Below are 16,790 nucleotides of genomic sequence, written 5' to 3' on the forward strand. Positions count from 1 at the left end.
ATGTTAGATAATCTATCAATCTACGATGTGATTTGTCAGAAAAAATAGAAAAAAGGGGTCCTTATGATGAAAAAGAATTGGGCAAAAATGTTTATGGCCTCCACTTTATTGGCGGGAGTGCTTGCAGGGTGTTCTGGAGCAAAAGAAAGTTCAAATTCAGGCGGCGATAGTAAAACCATTAAAGTTGGTGTAAACCTAGAGTTATCCGGTGGGGTTGCTTCTTACGGGGAGTCACTTGAAAACGGAATTGATATTGCAGTTGATGAAATCAACAAAAAGGGCGGAGTAAAGGGCAAGAAGATTGAGCTTGTTAAAGTAGATAACAAGTCAGAGGCTGCTGAAGCTACAAACGGCGCGATTAAGTTAACGAGCCAAGACAAAGTAACAGCGATTATTGGTGCAGCAACAAGCGGTAACACCGTAGCACAGGCACAAATCGCAAATGATACGAAAACAATTCTATTAACTCCATCAGGGACAAGCCCGAACGTAACTGTAGCGGATAATGGAAAATTAAACGAATACGTTTTCCGTACATCATTTATTGATCCATTCCAAGGAATTGTAGCTGCTAATTTTGCTTCAAAGGAATTGAAATTAAATAATGCGGCAATATTTGCAGATAGTGCCAGCGATTATGCTAAAGGTTTAGCAGCGTCATTTAAAGAAACTTACGAAAAGGCAGGCGGCAAGGTTGTTGCTGAGGAAGCTTATGTTGCAAAAGATACAGACTTCCGTGCTACATTAACTCGTATTAAGGCTAAAAATCCACAATTCATCTTTATTCCTGGATACTATGAAGAAGTTGGATTAATTGTAAAACAAGCTCGTGAATTAGGAATCACTGTTCCGTTAATGGGTGCAGATGGCTGGGATTCACCGAAGTTAGTTGAGTTAGCTGGAGCTGACGCGTTAAATAATACATTTATCACAAACCATTACACATCTGGAGATCCAGATGAAACAATCCAAAAGTTTGTAACGACATATAAAGAAAAGTTCAATGGAGAATCTCCTAATGCATTTAATGCACTTGGCTATGATACTGTCTATCTATTAGCTGATGCGATCGAGCGTGCGGGTGGTACAGATACAACTAAGATTAAAGAAGCATTAGAGAAAACAAAAGATTTATCTAGGATTACTGGTACGATTACGATTGATAAAGACCACAATCCAGTTAAATCAGCAACTGTCTTAGAATATAAAGATGGTAAACAAGTATTTAACACAAAAGTAAATCCGTAAGACCAAAAAGTGAAATGGAAGGACGATCCCTTCTGTTTCACTTTTTTTATTTATTGGTTAGATTCAGAATAGTTGTGATACAATTGACTTAGCATCAGGTGCTAATATCAGGTATTCATTAATAGACGGCCAAATAATTCGTGAATTTTAAAAAGGGCATAAATGGACCATTTTCGCCTTTTAAGAATGTTTGTATGGGAAACTAACGAAATTTACAATTACGGAGGATTATGATGTTAACAAATGATTTAGACTTTCGATTGGAGCCTAAACTTATAGATTTATATGAAGAACATAAAAAGCGATCTGAAAAAATAGATTGGGGTTATCATGACTACTTACCGTGGGATAAGGCAATGGATTTCAGGCGTGTTCCCTGGGATGAAAGTCAGGTCACACTGCCCGCGTCGATTATAACTGCGGTTGAAACCGCCCTTTTAACCGAAGTAAACTTGCCGTGGTTTACTTCGCATCTAGATCAAACATTTAAGGGTTCATTATCGGTTATAAAAGATTTTGTCCATACTTGGACAGCAGAGGAAGACCAGCATTCAAACCTGATTGAAACGTATTTATTAATTACTCGTAATGTAGACCCGAAGCGGCTCCACCACTTACACAAACAAACCGTTGAGAATGGCTGGAACCCCGATTATCACACGCCTTTTGAAACCATGGTATATACCTCGTTACAAGAACTGGCAACGATGGTTTTTTATTATAACGTTGCGAAAGTAGCTGGTTCACATGATAAAGATTTAGCTAGTCTGCTCCGCCGGCTTGCAAAGGATGAAACGTTGCATTATGCCTTTTATCGAGATGTGATTAAATTTCATCTCCAATTGGAACCTAATTACTGTTATCATTTAGGACATGTTATTAAGAACTTTCAAATGCCTGGTACAGTAATGCCTGATTTCGAAGATCGCATGGCGATTATTGCAAAAGAGGCAAACTACGGCCCATTGGAATATTTTGATCAAGTTCTAGATGTGATTGTTGATTATTGGGAGTTGGAAAAATTAAGACCGATTGCACCAGAAGCAGAAAAAGCTAGACTGGACATTTTAAATTACCACGCCCGGTTGAAAAAAGTACGAGATCGTTTTTATAAAAATAAATAAGGTACGTCCGAATAGAAAGGAAAATATATCCAGTTCAATCAAAGGTATAAAGGGTTGACAATAAAAATAGAATTTATTATTCTTTAGCAATAGTAATTTAATAAATACTTTCGTATAACTCCAATGATATGGTTTGGAGGTCTCTACCAGGAACCTATAAATTCCTGATTACGAAGAAGATACATGAATTTGTATTTTCTTCGTAATCAGGAATTTTTTTTATTTTCATAACAATTAGGAGGTAATTATCAATGAATTTTGCAACTTTACCTAAAATAGAACTTCACTGCCATTTGGATGGCAGTCTTAGACCGGAAACCATCCTTGATATTGCAAAGAGAGATGGAATCAGTCTGCCTTCGATGAATAGGGACGATATTCTAAAAGAACTCATCGCTCCATTAGAATGCGAATCCCTTGATGAATATTTAGAGAAATTTTCTATACCTAATTTAGTTATGCAGTCAGTGGAAAATCTTAGAAGAATCACCTTTGAACTTTTTGAGGATGCGGCCCGCGAAAATGTGAAATACATGGAGGTAAGATTTGCTCCATTACTTCATACAGCAGGGGGATTAGACGTTGAAGAGATCATCCAAGCGGTCTTAACTGGAATAAAGGAGGCTGAAAAGCAATATGAGATAAAGGGGAACTTGATTCTTTCCTGCATGAGGACAATGTCTGCTTCCAGTGCTTTTGAGGTTGTAGAGAAGGGAAGGAGATTCCTTGGCGAAGGTGTAGTTGCCATTGATTTATGTGCATCGGAAGAGGAAGGGTTTTGTGGGAAATTCGTAGAACCGATTGCCTTAGCTAGAGAATATGGTTATCGAGTAACCATCCATGCAGGTGAAACGGGCGTAGGGAAAAACGTATTAGAAGCAGTTGAACTTTTGGGAGCAGAGAGAATTGGCCATGGTGTATTTATAAAGGACTGTGATGAGGCGTATAACATCGTGAAAGAAAAGCAAGTTGTGCTCGAAATGTGTCCAACAAGTAATGTGCAAACAAAAGCGGTAAACCAGTTTAGCGATCATCCCATCTATCAATTTCATAAAGATGGAGTCAAGGTAACTGTTAATACAGACAACCGAACCGTTTCAGATACTACCATGGCAAATGAATCTGACATAATATTTAAAGAATTTAATATAAGCGAAAATGACTATAAGCAAATTTACCTAACTAGTGTGGAAGCAAGCTTTGCCGACTACGAAACAAAAGAAATGCTGAAGAAGTATATAACTGGATGAAAAGTAGAATGAAGGGTGTCAGGCACCATGTTCACATGGTGCCTGACACCCTTTTTGTCTTTTTTAAGTAAACTTTAAGATTGTGATGCTAGATTGGGTTCCTAGAGATGATTTTAATTCTTATAAAATCAATCGTGAAGGAGATAATAGAATGAAAATTTTATTAGTAGAGGACGATTTGCGTCTGACAGACGTTGATTAAATGAAGGTCTAACATTTTAAGAACCATCCTTCTTCAATGGTTATATTGCTTCGTTTACATATTCCGCGGCTGCGTCTTTTTCTAAAAGGCCGACCTGGATGAGACCATTGAGAATCCCATGTTTAGAAGATGTTGTGGTAATTAGATCGGCTGCGGCCTTTGCTTCAGGAACCCCATTGCCCATAGCGATCCCCGTACCAATCATGGATAACATCTCCGAATCATTTAAACCGTCGCCGAATGCAAAACAGTTCTCGTGATTAATATCTACGAATTCAAGCAGTTTGCGAATACCAACCGCTTTTGAGGCCCCCTTTGGCAGGAAATCATAAGCATAATCATGCCACTTGACGAAGTCTAAATCAGGAAAATGGTCGTCGTATTGATATTTGTCCTCGTGGTTGCAGTAAAGATGTCCCTGAAATATTGGCCGATTTATATAAAATGAATCGTCAACTATAGGATAAGGCATCATTAATGAATCGAAACTCGATTCAATAAAGGGATGGTTTTCTTTGCTGACTTTAAAATCATCGTGGCTGCAGTAGGCAAGGGCATGGCCTTTGTTTGCTGTCAAAGTGGAAATCGACTGAAGCAGCTCAGGATTAATTGGATTGGCATAAATTTCTTGTCCTTCATATACAACATATTGTCCGTTCATGGAAATGAAAGAACTAATATTCAATTCTTTTTGAATCCAAGAAAACATCTTCGGAACACGACCAGTGGCAATTACCGTGTGCACTCCTTTTTCCTGAAGTAAACGAACGGCTTTTTTTGTGGAATCAGGAATCACTTTATCCTCGTTAAGTAATGTACCGTCAATATCAAAAAACACCATAGGTTGTTTCATTTTCTATCCCTCCATTTAATCACAACAGGTCGTTACGCTCAGAAAATACTGATAACGCCGACCTAATGTTGTGAGTTCTTGCAAAAACAGAATAGTTTATGAAACGCGTTTCAGGTCAAGGGGATTGAAAAAATAATTTCTATTTTTTTTAATTAGGTACGGAGAGTGAAGAAGATAGAAACAATCAATTCGCGAGAATCAAACGGTATTCCGTTCAATTAATGTTACGGGGATTTCGTCTTGGGAAATCTCCTCATATTTGTGGATTCCTTGTAAAAATAGTTTCCTGCCCATCTCCTCAAGTGGAATTTCAATCGTTGTGATACTCATCGTTTTTGCGATAGGTTGATTGTTGAACCCGATAAGTGCAAGATTATCTGGTATAGTAACACCTAGATTTTGTGCACAGGTAACAATCCCAGCTGCAACATCATCGCTTGTCACCAATAAGGCTGTTGGTGGATGGGGCATCTTTCTAATCTGCTCCACTACCTTTTCTCCATCCTCGAATTGGAGACAATCCTCAAAAATATAGGAAGGATTATAGGATAAACGATTGGTTTCTAAAAAATCCTTATACGCTAATTCTCTGTTTTTACTATTAGTACCTGATTTACGCCCAATGCAATAACCAATTTTTTCGTGACCTTTTTGATAGAGGTAATCTAATGCAAATAGGAAACTTTTATAGTGATCCACAAATGTGGAGGATACTTTTTTTCCTCTGGTATCCTCGCATAAAATGATTGGTCCAAAAGGCAAATACGTTTCAATTTGGCTCCATGTGGATATTCTCGAGCAAATAATTAACGCATCAATCTGCTTTTGTTTTAACGTTTGTAATGCATCTAATTCTCGGCTTTCCACGTAGTTAGTCTGAAATATAACCAAATTGTAATTGTGCTTTAACGCTTCGTTTGCGATTCCTTTCATTAATAGGGCAAAGTAAAGGTGATCGATAAAAGGAACTACCACACCTACAAGAAAAGTCTTGCCCGTACTTAAATGGACGGCATTAATATTTTGTTGGTAATTACTACGCCTAATCGCCTCTAAAACGGCATTCCTTTTTTCGTCACTTACATAAGGATGATTATTCAACACTCGAGAAACAGTGGTTACAGAAACGCCTGCCATCTTTGCCAAATCTTTAATATTTGTCATTCCATTACCTTCCTAAGCGGTGCCTGACACCATGTAAACTGCATGGCGATCCCGCGTTTTCTGTTCAATTTATAATGTTATATTATAACCGAAGTGTATTAAAGAATCAGCGGTGCACTAGAGCTGAGTCAATGTTTTAATGATGGAATAGTTATCTTATAAAAGAAAATAATATATTTTGTAGAATAATAGTTGACTTTAAAGATACATGATAGTAATATAGTAAATCTGATGAGGGAACAGTATATGAAACTTAGATGTTTCTTAGAAATATAATCCTTCACCAGTTGACAAAAGTTAATGTGGTTGATATGATAGATCTCGCTGATTCAGAAAAAATATTATTTAAAAATAATGTTTGACTTTCTGGTGATGAGATGATAAACTATAAACCTGTCACAAAATAGTTCTTTGAAAACTAAACAAAGCAGAAACGTCAACAAAATTTTATTAGTGAATCTTTCAAAAAAAGTGAAGCTAAGCCAACGTAACAATTGAGCTAATCAACTTTCTTGGAGAGTTTGATCCTGGCTCAGGACGAACGCTGGCGGCGTGCCTAATACATGCAAGTCGAGCGAGACTCTTCGGAGTCTAGCGGCGGACGGGTGAGTAACACGTGGGCAACCTGCCTGTAAGACTGGGATAACACCGGGAAACCGGTGCTAATACCGGATAATCCTTTTCCTCTCATGAGGAAAAGCTGAAAGTCGGTTTCGGCTGACACTTACAGATGGGCCCGCGGCGCATTAGCTAGTTGGTGAGGTAACGGCTCACCAAGGCGACGATGCGTAGCCGACCTGAGAGGGTGATCGGCCACACTGGGACTGAGACACGGCCCAGACTCCTACGGGAGGCAGCAGTAGGGAATCTTCCACAATGGACGAAAGTCTGATGGAGCAACGCCGCGTGAGCGATGAAGGCCTTCGGGTCGTAAAGCTCTGTTGTTAGGGAAGAACAAGTACCGGAGTAACTGCCGGTACCTTGACGGTACCTAACCAGAAAGCCACGGCTAACTACGTGCCAGCAGCCGCGGTAATACGTAGGTGGCAAGCGTTGTCCGGAATTATTGGGCGTAAAGCGCGCGCAGGCGGTCCTTTAAGTCTGATGTGAAAGCCCACGGCTCAACCGTGGAGGGTCATTGGAAACTGGGGGACTTGAGTGCAGAAGAGGAAAGCGGAATTCCACGTGTAGCGGTGAAATGCGTAGAGATGTGGAGGAACACCAGTGGCGAAGGCGGCTTTCTGGTCTGTAACTGACGCTGAGGCGCGAAAGCGTGGGGAGCAAACAGGATTAGATACCCTGGTAGTCCACGCCGTAAACGATGAGTGCTAAGTGTTAGAGGGTTTCCGCCCTTTAGTGCTGCAGCTAACGCATTAAGCACTCCGCCTGGGGAGTACGGCCGCAAGGCTGAAACTCAAAGGAATTGACGGGGGCCCGCACAAGCGGTGGAGCATGTGGTTTAATTCGAAGCAACGCGAAGAACCTTACCAGGTCTTGACATCCTCTGACACTCCTAGAGATAGGACTTTCCCCTTCGGGGGACAGAGTGACAGGTGGTGCATGGTTGTCGTCAGCTCGTGTCGTGAGATGTTGGGTTAAGTCCCGCAACGAGCGCAACCCTTGATCTTAGTTGCCAGCATTCAGTTGGGCACTCTAAGGTGACTGCCGGTGACAAACCGGAGGAAGGTGGGGATGACGTCAAATCATCATGCCCCTTATGACCTGGGCTACACACGTGCTACAATGGATGGTACAAAGGGCTGCAAGACCGCGAGGTTTAGCCAATCCCATAAAACCATTCTCAGTTCGGATTGCAGGCTGCAACTCGCCTGCATGAAGCCGGAATCGCTAGTAATCGCGGATCAGCATGCCGCGGTGAATACGTTCCCGGGCCTTGTACACACCGCCCGTCACACCACGAGAGTTTGTAACACCCGAAGTCGGTGGGGTAACCGTAAGGAGCCAGCCGCCTAAGGTGGGACAGATGATTGGGGTGAAGTCGTAACAAGGTAGCCGTATCGGAAGGTGCGGCTGGATCACCTCCTTTCTAAGGATAATATGAAGTACTAAATACTTCATTAAAGGACGTTTCTGCATTTGTTTAGTTTTGAGAGAATTATCTCTCGAAACTTGTTCCTTGAAAACTAGATAATAATTGACAAGACATCATATAAACAAGTAAGTTCTTCTGATATTAACTTAGGTTAAGTTAGAAAGGGCGCACGGTGAATGCCTTGGCACTAGGAGCCGATGAAGGACGGGACTAACACCGATATGCTTCGGGGAGCTGTAAGTAAGCTTTGATCCGGAGATTTCCGAATGGGGAAACCCACTGTTCGTAATGGAACAGTATCTTTACCTGAATACATAGGGTATGGAAGGCATACCCGGGGAACTGAAACATCTAAGTACCCGGAGGAAGAGAAAGCAAACGCGATTCCCTGAGTAGCGGCGAGCGAAACGGGACATAGCCCAAACCAAGAGGCTTGCCTCTTGGGGTTGTAGGACACTCAACATGGAGTTACAAAGGAACGGGGTAGATGAAGCGACCTGGAAAGGTCCGTCAGAGAAGGTAAAAACCCTGTAGTCGAAACTTCGTTCCCTCCTGAGTGGATCCTGAGTACGGCCGGACACGTGAAATCCGGTCGGAAGCAGGGAGGACCATCTCCCAAGGCTAAATACTCCCTAGTGACCGATAGTGAACCAGTACCGTGAGGGAAAGGTGAAAAGCACCCCGGAAGGGGAGTGAAATAGTTCCTGAAACCGTGTGCCTACAAGTAGTCAGAGCCCGTTCATGGGTGATGGCGTGCCTTTTGTAGAATGAACCGGCGAGTTACGATCCCATGCAAGGTTAAGTTGAAGAGACGGAGCCGCAGCGAAAGCGAGTCTGAATAGGGCGTATGAGTATGTGGTCGTAGACCCGAAACCAGGTGATCTACCCATGTCCAGGGTGAAGTCCAGGTAACACTGGATGGAGGCCCGAACCCACGCACGTTGAAAAGTGCGGGGATGAGGTGTGGGTAGCGGAGAAATTCCAATCGAACTTGGAGATAGCTGGTTCTCTCCGAAATAGCTTTAGGGCTAGCCTCACGTAGTAAGAGTCTTGGAGGTAGAGCACTGTTTGGACTAGGGGCCCTCATCGGGTTACCGAATTCAGACAAACTCCGAATGCCAAAGACTTATCCGTGGGAGTCAGACTGCGAGTGATAAGATCCGTAGTCAAAAGGGAAACAGCCCAGACCACCAGCTAAGGTCCCAAAGTATACGTTAAGTGGAAAAGGATGTGGAGTTGCTTAGACAACCAGGATGTTGGCTTAGAAGCAGCCACCATTTAAAGAGTGCGTAATAGCTCACTGGTCGAGTGACTCTGCGCCGAAAATGTACCGGGGCTAAACGTATCACCGAAGCTGTGGATTGACATCTATGATGTCAGTGGTAGGAGAGCGTTCTAAGGGCGTTGAAGCTAGACCGTAAGGACTGGTGGAGCGCTTAGAAGTGAGAATGCCGGTATGAGTAGCGAAAGATGAGTGAGAATCTCATCCACCGAATGCCTAAGGTTTCCTGAGGAAGGCTCGTCCGCTCAGGGTTAGTCGGGACCTAAGCCGAGGCCGAAAGGCGTAGGCGATGGATAACAGGTTGATATTCCTGTACCACCTCTTTATCGTTTGAGCAATGGGGGGACGCAGGAGGATAGGGTAAGCGCGCTGTTGGATATGCGCGTCTAAGCAGTTAGGCTGAGAGGCAGGCAAATCCGCCTCTCATATAAGGCTGAGCTGTGACAGCGAGGGAAATTTAGTACCGAAGTTCCTGATTCCACACTGCCAAGAAAAGCCTCTAGCGAGATAAAAGGTGCCCGTACCGCAAACCGACACAGGTAGGCGAGGAGAGAATCCTAAGGTGAGCGAGAGAACTCTCGTTAAGGAACTCGGCAAAATGACCCCGTAACTTCGGGAGAAGGGGTGCTTTTTGAGGTGAATAGCCTCGAAGAGCCGCAGTGAATAGGCCCAGGCGACTGTTTAGCAAAAACACAGGTCTCTGCGAAGCCGCAAGGCGAAGTATAGGGGCTGACGCCTGCCCGGTGCTGGAAGGTTAAGAGGAGGGGTTAGCTCACGCGAAGCTCTGAATCGAAGCCCCAGTAAACGGCGGCCGTAACTATAACGGTCCTAAGGTAGCGAAATTCCTTGTCGGGTAAGTTCCGACCCGCACGAAAGGCGTAACGATCTGGGCACTGTCTCAACGAGAGACTCGGTGAAATTATAGTACCTGTGAAGATGCAGGTTACCCGCGACAGGACGGAAAGACCCCGTGGAGCTTTACTGTAGCCTGATATTGAATTTTGGTACAGCTTGTACAGGATAGGTAGGAGCCTGAGAAGCCGGAGCGCTAGCTTCGGTGGAGGCGTCGGTGGGATACTACCCTGGCTGTATTGAAATTCTAACCCGCACCCCTCATCGGGGTGGGAGACAGTGTCAGGTGGGCAGTTTGACTGGGGCGGTCGCCTCCTAAAAAGTAACGGAGGCGCCCAAAGGTTCCCTCAGAATGGTTGGAAATCATTCGCAGAGTGTAAAGGCACAAGGGAGCTTGACTGCGAGACCTACAAGTCGAGCAGGGACGAAAGTCGGGCTTAGTGATCCGGTGGTTCCGCATGGAAGGGCCATCGCTCAACGGATAAAAGCTACCCCGGGGATAACAGGCTTATCTCCCCCAAGAGTCCACATCGACGGGGAGGTTTGGCACCTCGATGTCGGCTCATCGCATCCTGGGGCTGTAGTCGGTCCCAAGGGTTGGGCTGTTCGCCCATTAAAGCGGTACGCGAGCTGGGTTCAGAACGTCGTGAGACAGTTCGGTCCCTATCCGTCGTGGGCGCAGGAAATTTGAGAGGAGCTGTCCTTAGTACGAGAGGACCGGGATGGACGTACCGCTGGTGTACCAGTTGTTCTGCCAAGAGCATCGCTGGGTAGCTATGTGCGGACGGGATAAGTGCTGAAAGCATCTAAGCATGAAGCCCCCCTCAAGATGAGATTTCCCATAGCGCAAGCTAGTAAGAACCCTGAAAGATGATCAGGTTGATAGGTCAGAGGTGGAAGCGTGGTAACATGTGGAGCTGACTGATACTAATCGTTCGAGGACTTAACCAATACGAAAAGCGAAGGCGACTGTTCAACTTCGACAGACGTTGGAGAACTGGCACTGCAAATCTCGGTTTTGGATTTGTAGGGACAGATCGAAACGGCCGAGAAGTTAGGAGCCGTAGCTGGACAATACAAAGTATATATGATGATTGTCAATTATCTAGTTTTGAGGGAATAAAACCTCATATAGTCTGGCAGTAATGGCGAGAAGGTCACACCCGTTCCCATACCGAACACGGAAGTTAAGCTTCTCAGCGCCGATGGTAGTTGGGACACGCGTCCCTGTGAGAGTAGGACGTTGCCAGGCTAGCCCTTTTGGGTTATTTTTTTCGTCAATATTTAATATGGCCCCTTGGTCAAGTGGTTAAGACACCTCCCTTTCACGGAGGTAACACGGGTTCGAATCCCGTAGGGGTCACCAAAGTTTTTCATGCTAGTGAAAATAACTTTCATTATTTTAGAGGATTAGCTCAGCTGGGAGAGCATCTGCCTTACAAGCAGAGGGTCGGCGGTTCGATCCCGTCATCCTCCACCATGATTATGTTTGTTCTTTGGCGGTGTAGCTCAGCTGGCTAGAGCGTACGGTTCATACCCGTAAGGTCGGGGGTTCGATCCCCTCCGCCGCTACCAATCAATTATTTATTAATATCTGGAGGAATACCCAAGTTTGGCTGAAGGGATCGGTCTTGAAAACCGACAGGCGGGTCATACCGCGCGGGGGTTCGAATCCCTCTTCCTCCTCCATTATTTTTAATATATTATCGTCGCGGGGTGGAGCAGTCCGGTAGCTCGTCGGGCTCATAACCCGAAGGTCGCAGGTTCAAATCCTGTCCCCGCAATTAAGTTATTTTCAAGCATTGCTTGAAAAAACTCTGGTCTGGTAGTTCAGTTGGTTAGAATGCCTGCCTGTCACGCAGGAGGTCGCGGGTTCGAGTCCCGTCCAGACCGCCATTTTTTTCTAGTAGGTTTCCTACTATTAATATATAGATTATTTTGGCGATTGTGGCGAAGTGGTTAACGCATCGGATTGTGGTTCCGACATTCGTGGGTTCGATTCCCATCAGTCGCCCCATTGATTTTATAATATTGGGCTATAGCCAAGCGGTAAGGCATCGCACTTTGACTGCGACATGCGTTGGTTCAAATCCAGCTAGCCCAGCCATTTTTCTTATTTTTGATAATGCGGGTGTAGTTTAGTGGTAAAACCTCAGCCTTCCAAGCTGATGTTGTGAGTTCGATTCTCATCACCCGCTCCAATATGGGCCTATAGCTCAGCTGGTTAGAGCGCACGCCTGATAAGCGTGAGGTCGATGGTTCGAGTCCATTTAGGCCCATCAAAAAAAACGACTTAGAAGTTTCTTACAACTTCTAAGTCGTTTTTTTTACATTCACTATTTACAAAAAATATGTTTACCAATCCTTTTGATTTGTGGCCGACTCCATATCCAACCACTTGTCGCGGTATCAGGATTAAAATAATATATGGCTCCGCCACTAGGATCCCAGCCGTTGATGGCATCCATAACTGCTTTTTTCGCAGTCTCATTGGGTGTTAAATTAATTTGTCCATCTGCCACGGCAGTAAACGCTCCTGGTTGATAGATGACACCTGCAACTGTATCTGGAAACGATGAGTGGCTGACCCGATTTAGGATAACTGCTGCAACAGCGACTTGCCCTGTGTATTCCTCGCCACGTGATTCCCCGTAAACAGCATTTGACATCAATTGAATATCATTTTGTGAGAAATTACCTGTGACATTAGCAGAATTGTTACCTGATGAATTAGTTTTTTCATACTTTGTTGCTTTCACAATTGCTGCCTTTGTTTTAGCTCCTACAACTCCATCTACTGGAAGACCAAATTGGTCTTGAAAATTCCGTACGGCCCAATAGGTATTCCAGCCAAATACACCATCAATATTACTTGTATAAAAGCCGTTATATTTGAGTCGTGACTGCAACTCAATAACATCTTCTCCTGATGAACCCCTTTGGAGCACTTGACTTGTAAATGCTAATACGTCATTACTTTGTTCACTAGTGGTGATGAATACAACAAAAAGTACAATAAAAATCAGCCGTGTCTTAATGAAAGCTTTTTCTAGCAAAATATTGCCTCCTAAGAACAGTAATACCGTTATTTTCTTCAAAAATTATCCTTTTATGTAAGATGAGAAAAAGAATACCGTCCGATAGCGGTATCCAAATTACTAGAAATACGATCATATTGTCTCGCAACAGAGCCAGTAACAACTAAATTAGGAGCAACTACTGCATACCAGAACAGAGGGCATTTTATGTTAGGGTACAAATGAAAAGAACGATTATCATGGATAATCGCTCTAAGTAAAATGTTATTTTAGGGCTTTGCTAACTTTAATTTTCTTACCCTTAATGGTGGCATTCTCCATTGCTTGTAAGACGAGTGCGCCTTTGCCATTCAAAATATCAACATAGGTCATTTGATCCTGGATGGTGATAATGCCAATATCCTCGGCTGTGACACCAGGGATTTTTGCGATCGTCCCAACAAAATCGACTGCGCGCATCTTCTTCTTTTTTCCACCGTTGAAATGAAGCTTCATGATACCTTGGTTAATCCGAGCCGTTTTATTATTTCTGACGACACGGCGGCCGCCGCTTTTTTCTACAAATGCGTCTCTTCCTTTTGCAACTTCAGTTGGTTTTGGAGCCTCAACTTTCGGAATCTCAAAGCCAATATAGCGCTCAATCGCCCGAACAAATTTCCCTTCAAATGGTGTGGCAAAAGTAATCGCTTTTCCTTTATTGCCGGCTCGACCGGTTCTTCCAGTGCGGTGGACATAGCTTTCTTTTTCCATTGGGACGTCATAGTTGATGACGAGGGTGACATTATCAATATCAATTCCGCGTGCGGCCACATCTGTGGCGATGAGGTAGCGGAAATTTCCCATCTTGAAGCCATCCATTACCGCAAATCGATCTTGTTGTTCTAATCCGCCATGAAGTCGTTCGCAAGAATAATTCGATTCTTCCAATTCGGAATAAACGGTATCGACATGTTCCTTTGTCCTGCAAAAGATAAGACAGCTATCTGGATTTTCGACAACTGTTACATCTTTTAGCAGAGAAAGTTTGTCTTCTTCTTTAACCTCGATTAACAGATGTTCAATCGTATCTGTCGTGACCCCGGTTGATGCAATTTCGATATTAAATGGATTTTTCATATATTTATGGCAGAGGTTTTCAATATCCTCCGGTAAGGTAGCCGAGAAGACCATGGTGACTCGGTTGGAAGGAAGTTCTTTTATGATCGCTTCGACTTCGTCAATAAAGCCCATATTAAGCATTTCATCTGCTTCATCGATAATTAGATACTTAATATCGTCTAAAATGAGTGTTTCTCTGTCAATATGATCCATGACACGTCCGGGTGTTCCGACGACGACATGCGTTTTCTGCTGCAGTTCTTCTTTTTGCTTTGAAAATGGTTCTTTCCCATAAACGGCCATGGCCTTAATCCGTTTAAACCTGCCAATATTCGTGATATCCTCGCGTACTTGAACCGCAAGTTCTCTCGTTGGGGTAAGAATTAATGCTTGTGGCTTTCTTTCTTCCCAGTTAATCATGTTGCAAACAGGGATCGCGAAGGAAGCCGTCTTACCGCTGCCCGTTTGCGATTTTACAACCAGATCTTGATTCTTCAATGCCAAGGGAATGACCTCGGTTTGGACCTCGGTAGGTGTGTCATATTTTAAAATGGTCAGTGCTCTTGTGATTTCGTCACTTAAATGATAATCCGCAAAACTTACTTTACTCATGTATTAACCTCATTTATTAGTATTATCCGGCTTACCTTTAGGATTTCTCGCGAAGAAATATCATATGCATAAACTGAATACGCTCCATTATACTGGATATACACCATTCAACCAAAATAATTTTTAAAATTATTTCAAAAAAAGTGCCTGACACCAGAAGTGTTGGTATATCTGGTGTCAGGCACCAATTTGCTGAAAAATATTATTGTAATGTGACATTTGTCATATCCTGCACATGACACCTGCTACTAACAAGGACAAACTTGTTTCTCTATACTTTGATATAACGACACGAAGAAGGAAGGGAATTCAAAAAATGACCTTACAAAATACGAAGACTCTAAAAAAACAAGTGGCTCCCTTTGAAAAATCAACGACAAAAGAAAGCGTATGGCAGATTATTAATACGGTCGTACCATTTATTGCCTTATGGTACCTTGGCTATTTGAGCCTATCCGTTTCCTATTGGTTAGCACTCGTACCAATCATCCTTGCTGCAGGATTTCTCACAAGGATATTTATCATCTTTCATGATTGCACCCATTATTCCTTTTTTAAAAGCCGGCGCACGAATCGAATCGTTGGCACGATGATGGGGGTACTAACGATCTTCCCGTTCGATAAATGGGGATATGAACATGCCGTTCACCACGCTACAAGTGGGAACTTGGATAAACGAGGTACAGGAGATATTTGGACATTAACAGTAGATGAATATTTAGCAGCACCACTAAAACTTCGTTTGGCTTATCGCTTTTATCGCAATCCCTTGGTAATGCTTGGGTTGGGTCCGATTTATGTGTTCCTTCTTAAGAATCGTTTTAATCGTAAAGGTGCAAAAAGAAAAGAACGTAATAACACATATTTAATCAATATTCTCATTGTAGCCTTAATCAGTTTGCTTTGTTTGGCTATCGGATGGCAGTCATTTCTCTTAGTTGAAGGCTCAATTTTCATGATTTCAGGCGCATTAGGTGTATGGCTGTTCTACGTACAGCATACGTTTGAGGATTCTTACTTTGAAGAAGATAAAGAGTGGGAATATGTGAAAGCGGCAGTAGAAGGAAGTTCATTCTATAAACTTCCAAAAGTATTGCAATGGTTAACTGGAAATATTGGCTTTCATCATGTGCACCATTTAAGCCCAAGAGTACCTAACTATAAATTGGAAGAGGCACATAAAAACACGCCTCCATTACAAAAGGTTCCAACAATTACCCTTGCTACAAGCTTAAAGTCTCTTCGCTTCCGTTTATGGGATGAAGAACAAAAAAACTTTGTAACCTTTAAAGAAGTTAGAGTTTTAGCAAAGAAAAAGTTCACTGTCCAACAAGTGAAACCGGAAATTTAACAACTAAGGGTCCCATTATAACAGGCTAGCTCCCTTTCATTAAGGGGAGTTGTTATTTACATAACAACTGCCGGATAAGGAGAGAGCTTACATGATTCGAATCGTTATTGCAGAGGATCAGGAACTGCTGCTTGGAGCAATGGGTTCTCTCTTGAATTTGGAAGAAGATATGGAAGTGGTCGGTCAGGCGAGCAATGGGGAAGAGGCGCTTTCACTAGTGCATCAACTTCAGCCTGATGTTTGTATTATGGATATAGAGATGCCTGAAATGAGTGGGCTAGAGGCAGCAGAAGCATTAAAGTCATTTGGCTGCAAGGTGATTATCCTAACTACCTTTGCGCGAAGTGGATATTATCGTCGTGCATTACGGGCGGAGGTAAGTGGGTTTTTATTGAAGGATAGCCCTAGTGATGAACTAGCCAATTCCATTCGCAGCATTTATAACGGGGATAAAATTTATAACGCCGAACTAATTGATGAAGACTCCATTGACCAAAAACAAGATATGGAAGTAATCCGCCAACACCACCTCAAAGAACATACAAAAATCAACACAGTCAAAAACTATCTCACCACTATACTAGATAAAATAAAATTACCAACAGGTTAAAAATGAAGGTAATTAAAACAATTAAAACATTGGGTGTCAGGCACCATGTGAAA

General features: G+C 43.0%; 9 protein-coding genes, 9 tRNA genes, 3 rRNA genes and 1 riboswitch. Of the genes, 17 read left to right on the plus strand and 4 right to left on the minus strand.

From position 1 onward, the window contains the following. Nucleotides 1-63 precede the first annotated feature (63 nt). The 3 genes from AC4QJR_RS02525 (at nt 64) to add (ending at nt 3,622) form a co-directional block, all read left to right on the plus strand. On the plus strand, nt 64-1,248 hold the full coding sequence (locus AC4QJR_RS02525; RefSeq protein ID WP_375377733.1) for an ABC transporter substrate-binding protein: 1,185 nt from the start codon (nt 64-66) through the stop codon (nt 1,246-1,248). Between the two features lie 233 nt (nt 1,249-1,481). Beyond that, a complete protein-coding gene (locus tag AC4QJR_RS02530; RefSeq protein ID WP_496526599.1) occupies nt 1,482-2,372 on the plus strand; it encodes an acyl-ACP desaturase in 891 nt (296 codons plus the stop codon). 90 nt (nt 2,373-2,462) lie between these two features. Continuing rightward, nucleotides 2,463-2,563: riboswitch (purine riboswitch) on the plus strand. Between the two features lie 60 nt (nt 2,564-2,623). Beyond that, nucleotides 2,624-3,622 (plus strand): adenosine deaminase, encoded by a 999-nt coding sequence (add, locus tag AC4QJR_RS02535; RefSeq protein ID WP_496525164.1) that lies wholly within the window; start codon nt 2,624-2,626, stop codon nt 3,620-3,622. A gap of 242 nt (nt 3,623-3,864) precedes the next feature. Here add and AC4QJR_RS02540 read toward each other — a convergent pair whose 3' ends face one another. Both AC4QJR_RS02540 and AC4QJR_RS02545 read right to left on the minus strand, forming a co-directional pair. Further along, nucleotides 3,865-4,677, minus strand: coding sequence for a Cof-type HAD-IIB family hydrolase (locus AC4QJR_RS02540; RefSeq protein ID WP_375377735.1), 813 nt, complete (start codon nt 4,675-4,677; stop codon nt 3,865-3,867). A 198-nt stretch (nt 4,678-4,875) separates the two neighbouring features. Further along, nucleotides 4,876-5,841 carry a LacI family DNA-binding transcriptional regulator gene (locus AC4QJR_RS02545; protein WP_496525165.1) on the minus strand — a complete coding sequence of 322 codons (966 nt, stop codon included), beginning with the start codon at nt 5,839-5,841 and terminating at the stop codon, nt 4,876-4,878. Nucleotides 5,842-6,350: 509 nt separating this feature from the next. Here AC4QJR_RS02545 and AC4QJR_RS02550 point away from each other — a divergent pair. From AC4QJR_RS02550 to AC4QJR_RS02605, 12 genes are all read left to right on the plus strand, one after another. Beyond that, nucleotides 6,351-7,888, plus strand: a 16S ribosomal RNA gene (locus AC4QJR_RS02550). Between the two features lie 155 nt (nt 7,889-8,043). Further along, nucleotides 8,044-10,979 (plus strand): 23S ribosomal RNA (locus AC4QJR_RS02555). A 184-nt stretch (nt 10,980-11,163) separates the two neighbouring features. Then, a 5S ribosomal RNA gene (gene rrf, locus AC4QJR_RS02560) occupies nt 11,164-11,280 on the plus strand. The 16S, 23S and 5S rRNA genes sit together here with 9 tRNA genes alongside, the layout of an rRNA operon. Before the next feature lie 39 nt (nt 11,281-11,319). Continuing rightward, nucleotides 11,320-11,394 (plus strand) — tRNA-Glu (locus tag AC4QJR_RS02565). Nucleotides 11,395-11,526: 132 nt separating this feature from the next. Beyond that, a tRNA-Met gene (locus AC4QJR_RS02570) sits at nt 11,527-11,603 on the plus strand. Between the two features lie 21 nt (nt 11,604-11,624). Further along, nucleotides 11,625-11,717 (plus strand) — tRNA-Ser (locus AC4QJR_RS02575). 21 nt (nt 11,718-11,738) lie between these two features. Beyond that, nucleotides 11,739-11,812: transfer RNA gene (locus AC4QJR_RS02580), tRNA-Met, on the plus strand. Nucleotides 11,813-11,847: 35 nt separating this feature from the next. Continuing rightward, nucleotides 11,848-11,924 (plus strand) — tRNA-Asp (locus AC4QJR_RS02585). Between the two features lie 45 nt (nt 11,925-11,969). Beyond that, a tRNA-His gene (locus tag AC4QJR_RS02590) sits at nt 11,970-12,045 on the plus strand. Nucleotides 12,046-12,060: 15 nt separating this feature from the next. Further along, nucleotides 12,061-12,135: transfer RNA gene (locus AC4QJR_RS02595), tRNA-Gln, on the plus strand. Between the two features lie 20 nt (nt 12,136-12,155). Further along, nucleotides 12,156-12,229: transfer RNA gene (locus AC4QJR_RS02600), tRNA-Gly, on the plus strand. A 4-nt stretch (nt 12,230-12,233) separates the two neighbouring features. Further along, a tRNA-Ile gene (locus tag AC4QJR_RS02605) sits at nt 12,234-12,307 on the plus strand. Between the two features lie 57 nt (nt 12,308-12,364). Here the strand turns inward: AC4QJR_RS02605 and sleB are convergent. Then, a complete protein-coding gene (sleB, locus tag AC4QJR_RS02610; protein WP_098576132.1) occupies nt 12,365-13,084 on the minus strand; it encodes a spore cortex-lytic enzyme in 720 nt (239 codons plus the stop codon). Between the two features lie 246 nt (nt 13,085-13,330). Further along, the gene (locus AC4QJR_RS02615; RefSeq protein ID WP_496525166.1) at nt 13,331-14,776 is read right to left on the minus strand and encodes a DEAD/DEAH box helicase; all 1,446 of its coding nucleotides are present in this window, start codon (nt 14,774-14,776) and stop codon (nt 13,331-13,333) included. Between the two features lie 316 nt (nt 14,777-15,092). On the opposite strand from AC4QJR_RS02615, the gene desA reads away from it, so the two are divergent. Both desA and AC4QJR_RS02625 read left to right on the plus strand, forming a co-directional pair. After that, a complete protein-coding gene (desA, locus tag AC4QJR_RS02620) occupies nt 15,093-16,127 on the plus strand; it encodes a Delta(5) desaturase DesA (RefSeq protein ID WP_496525167.1) in 1,035 nt (344 codons plus the stop codon). Between the two features lie 91 nt (nt 16,128-16,218). Next, nucleotides 16,219-16,737: a response regulator gene (locus AC4QJR_RS02625; protein ID WP_496525168.1), complete on the plus strand. Its 519-nt coding sequence runs from the start codon at nt 16,219-16,221 to the stop codon at nt 16,735-16,737. Nucleotides 16,738-16,790: the final 53 nt, after the last annotated feature.

This window comes from Neobacillus sp. BP17 (assembly GCF_059579525.1).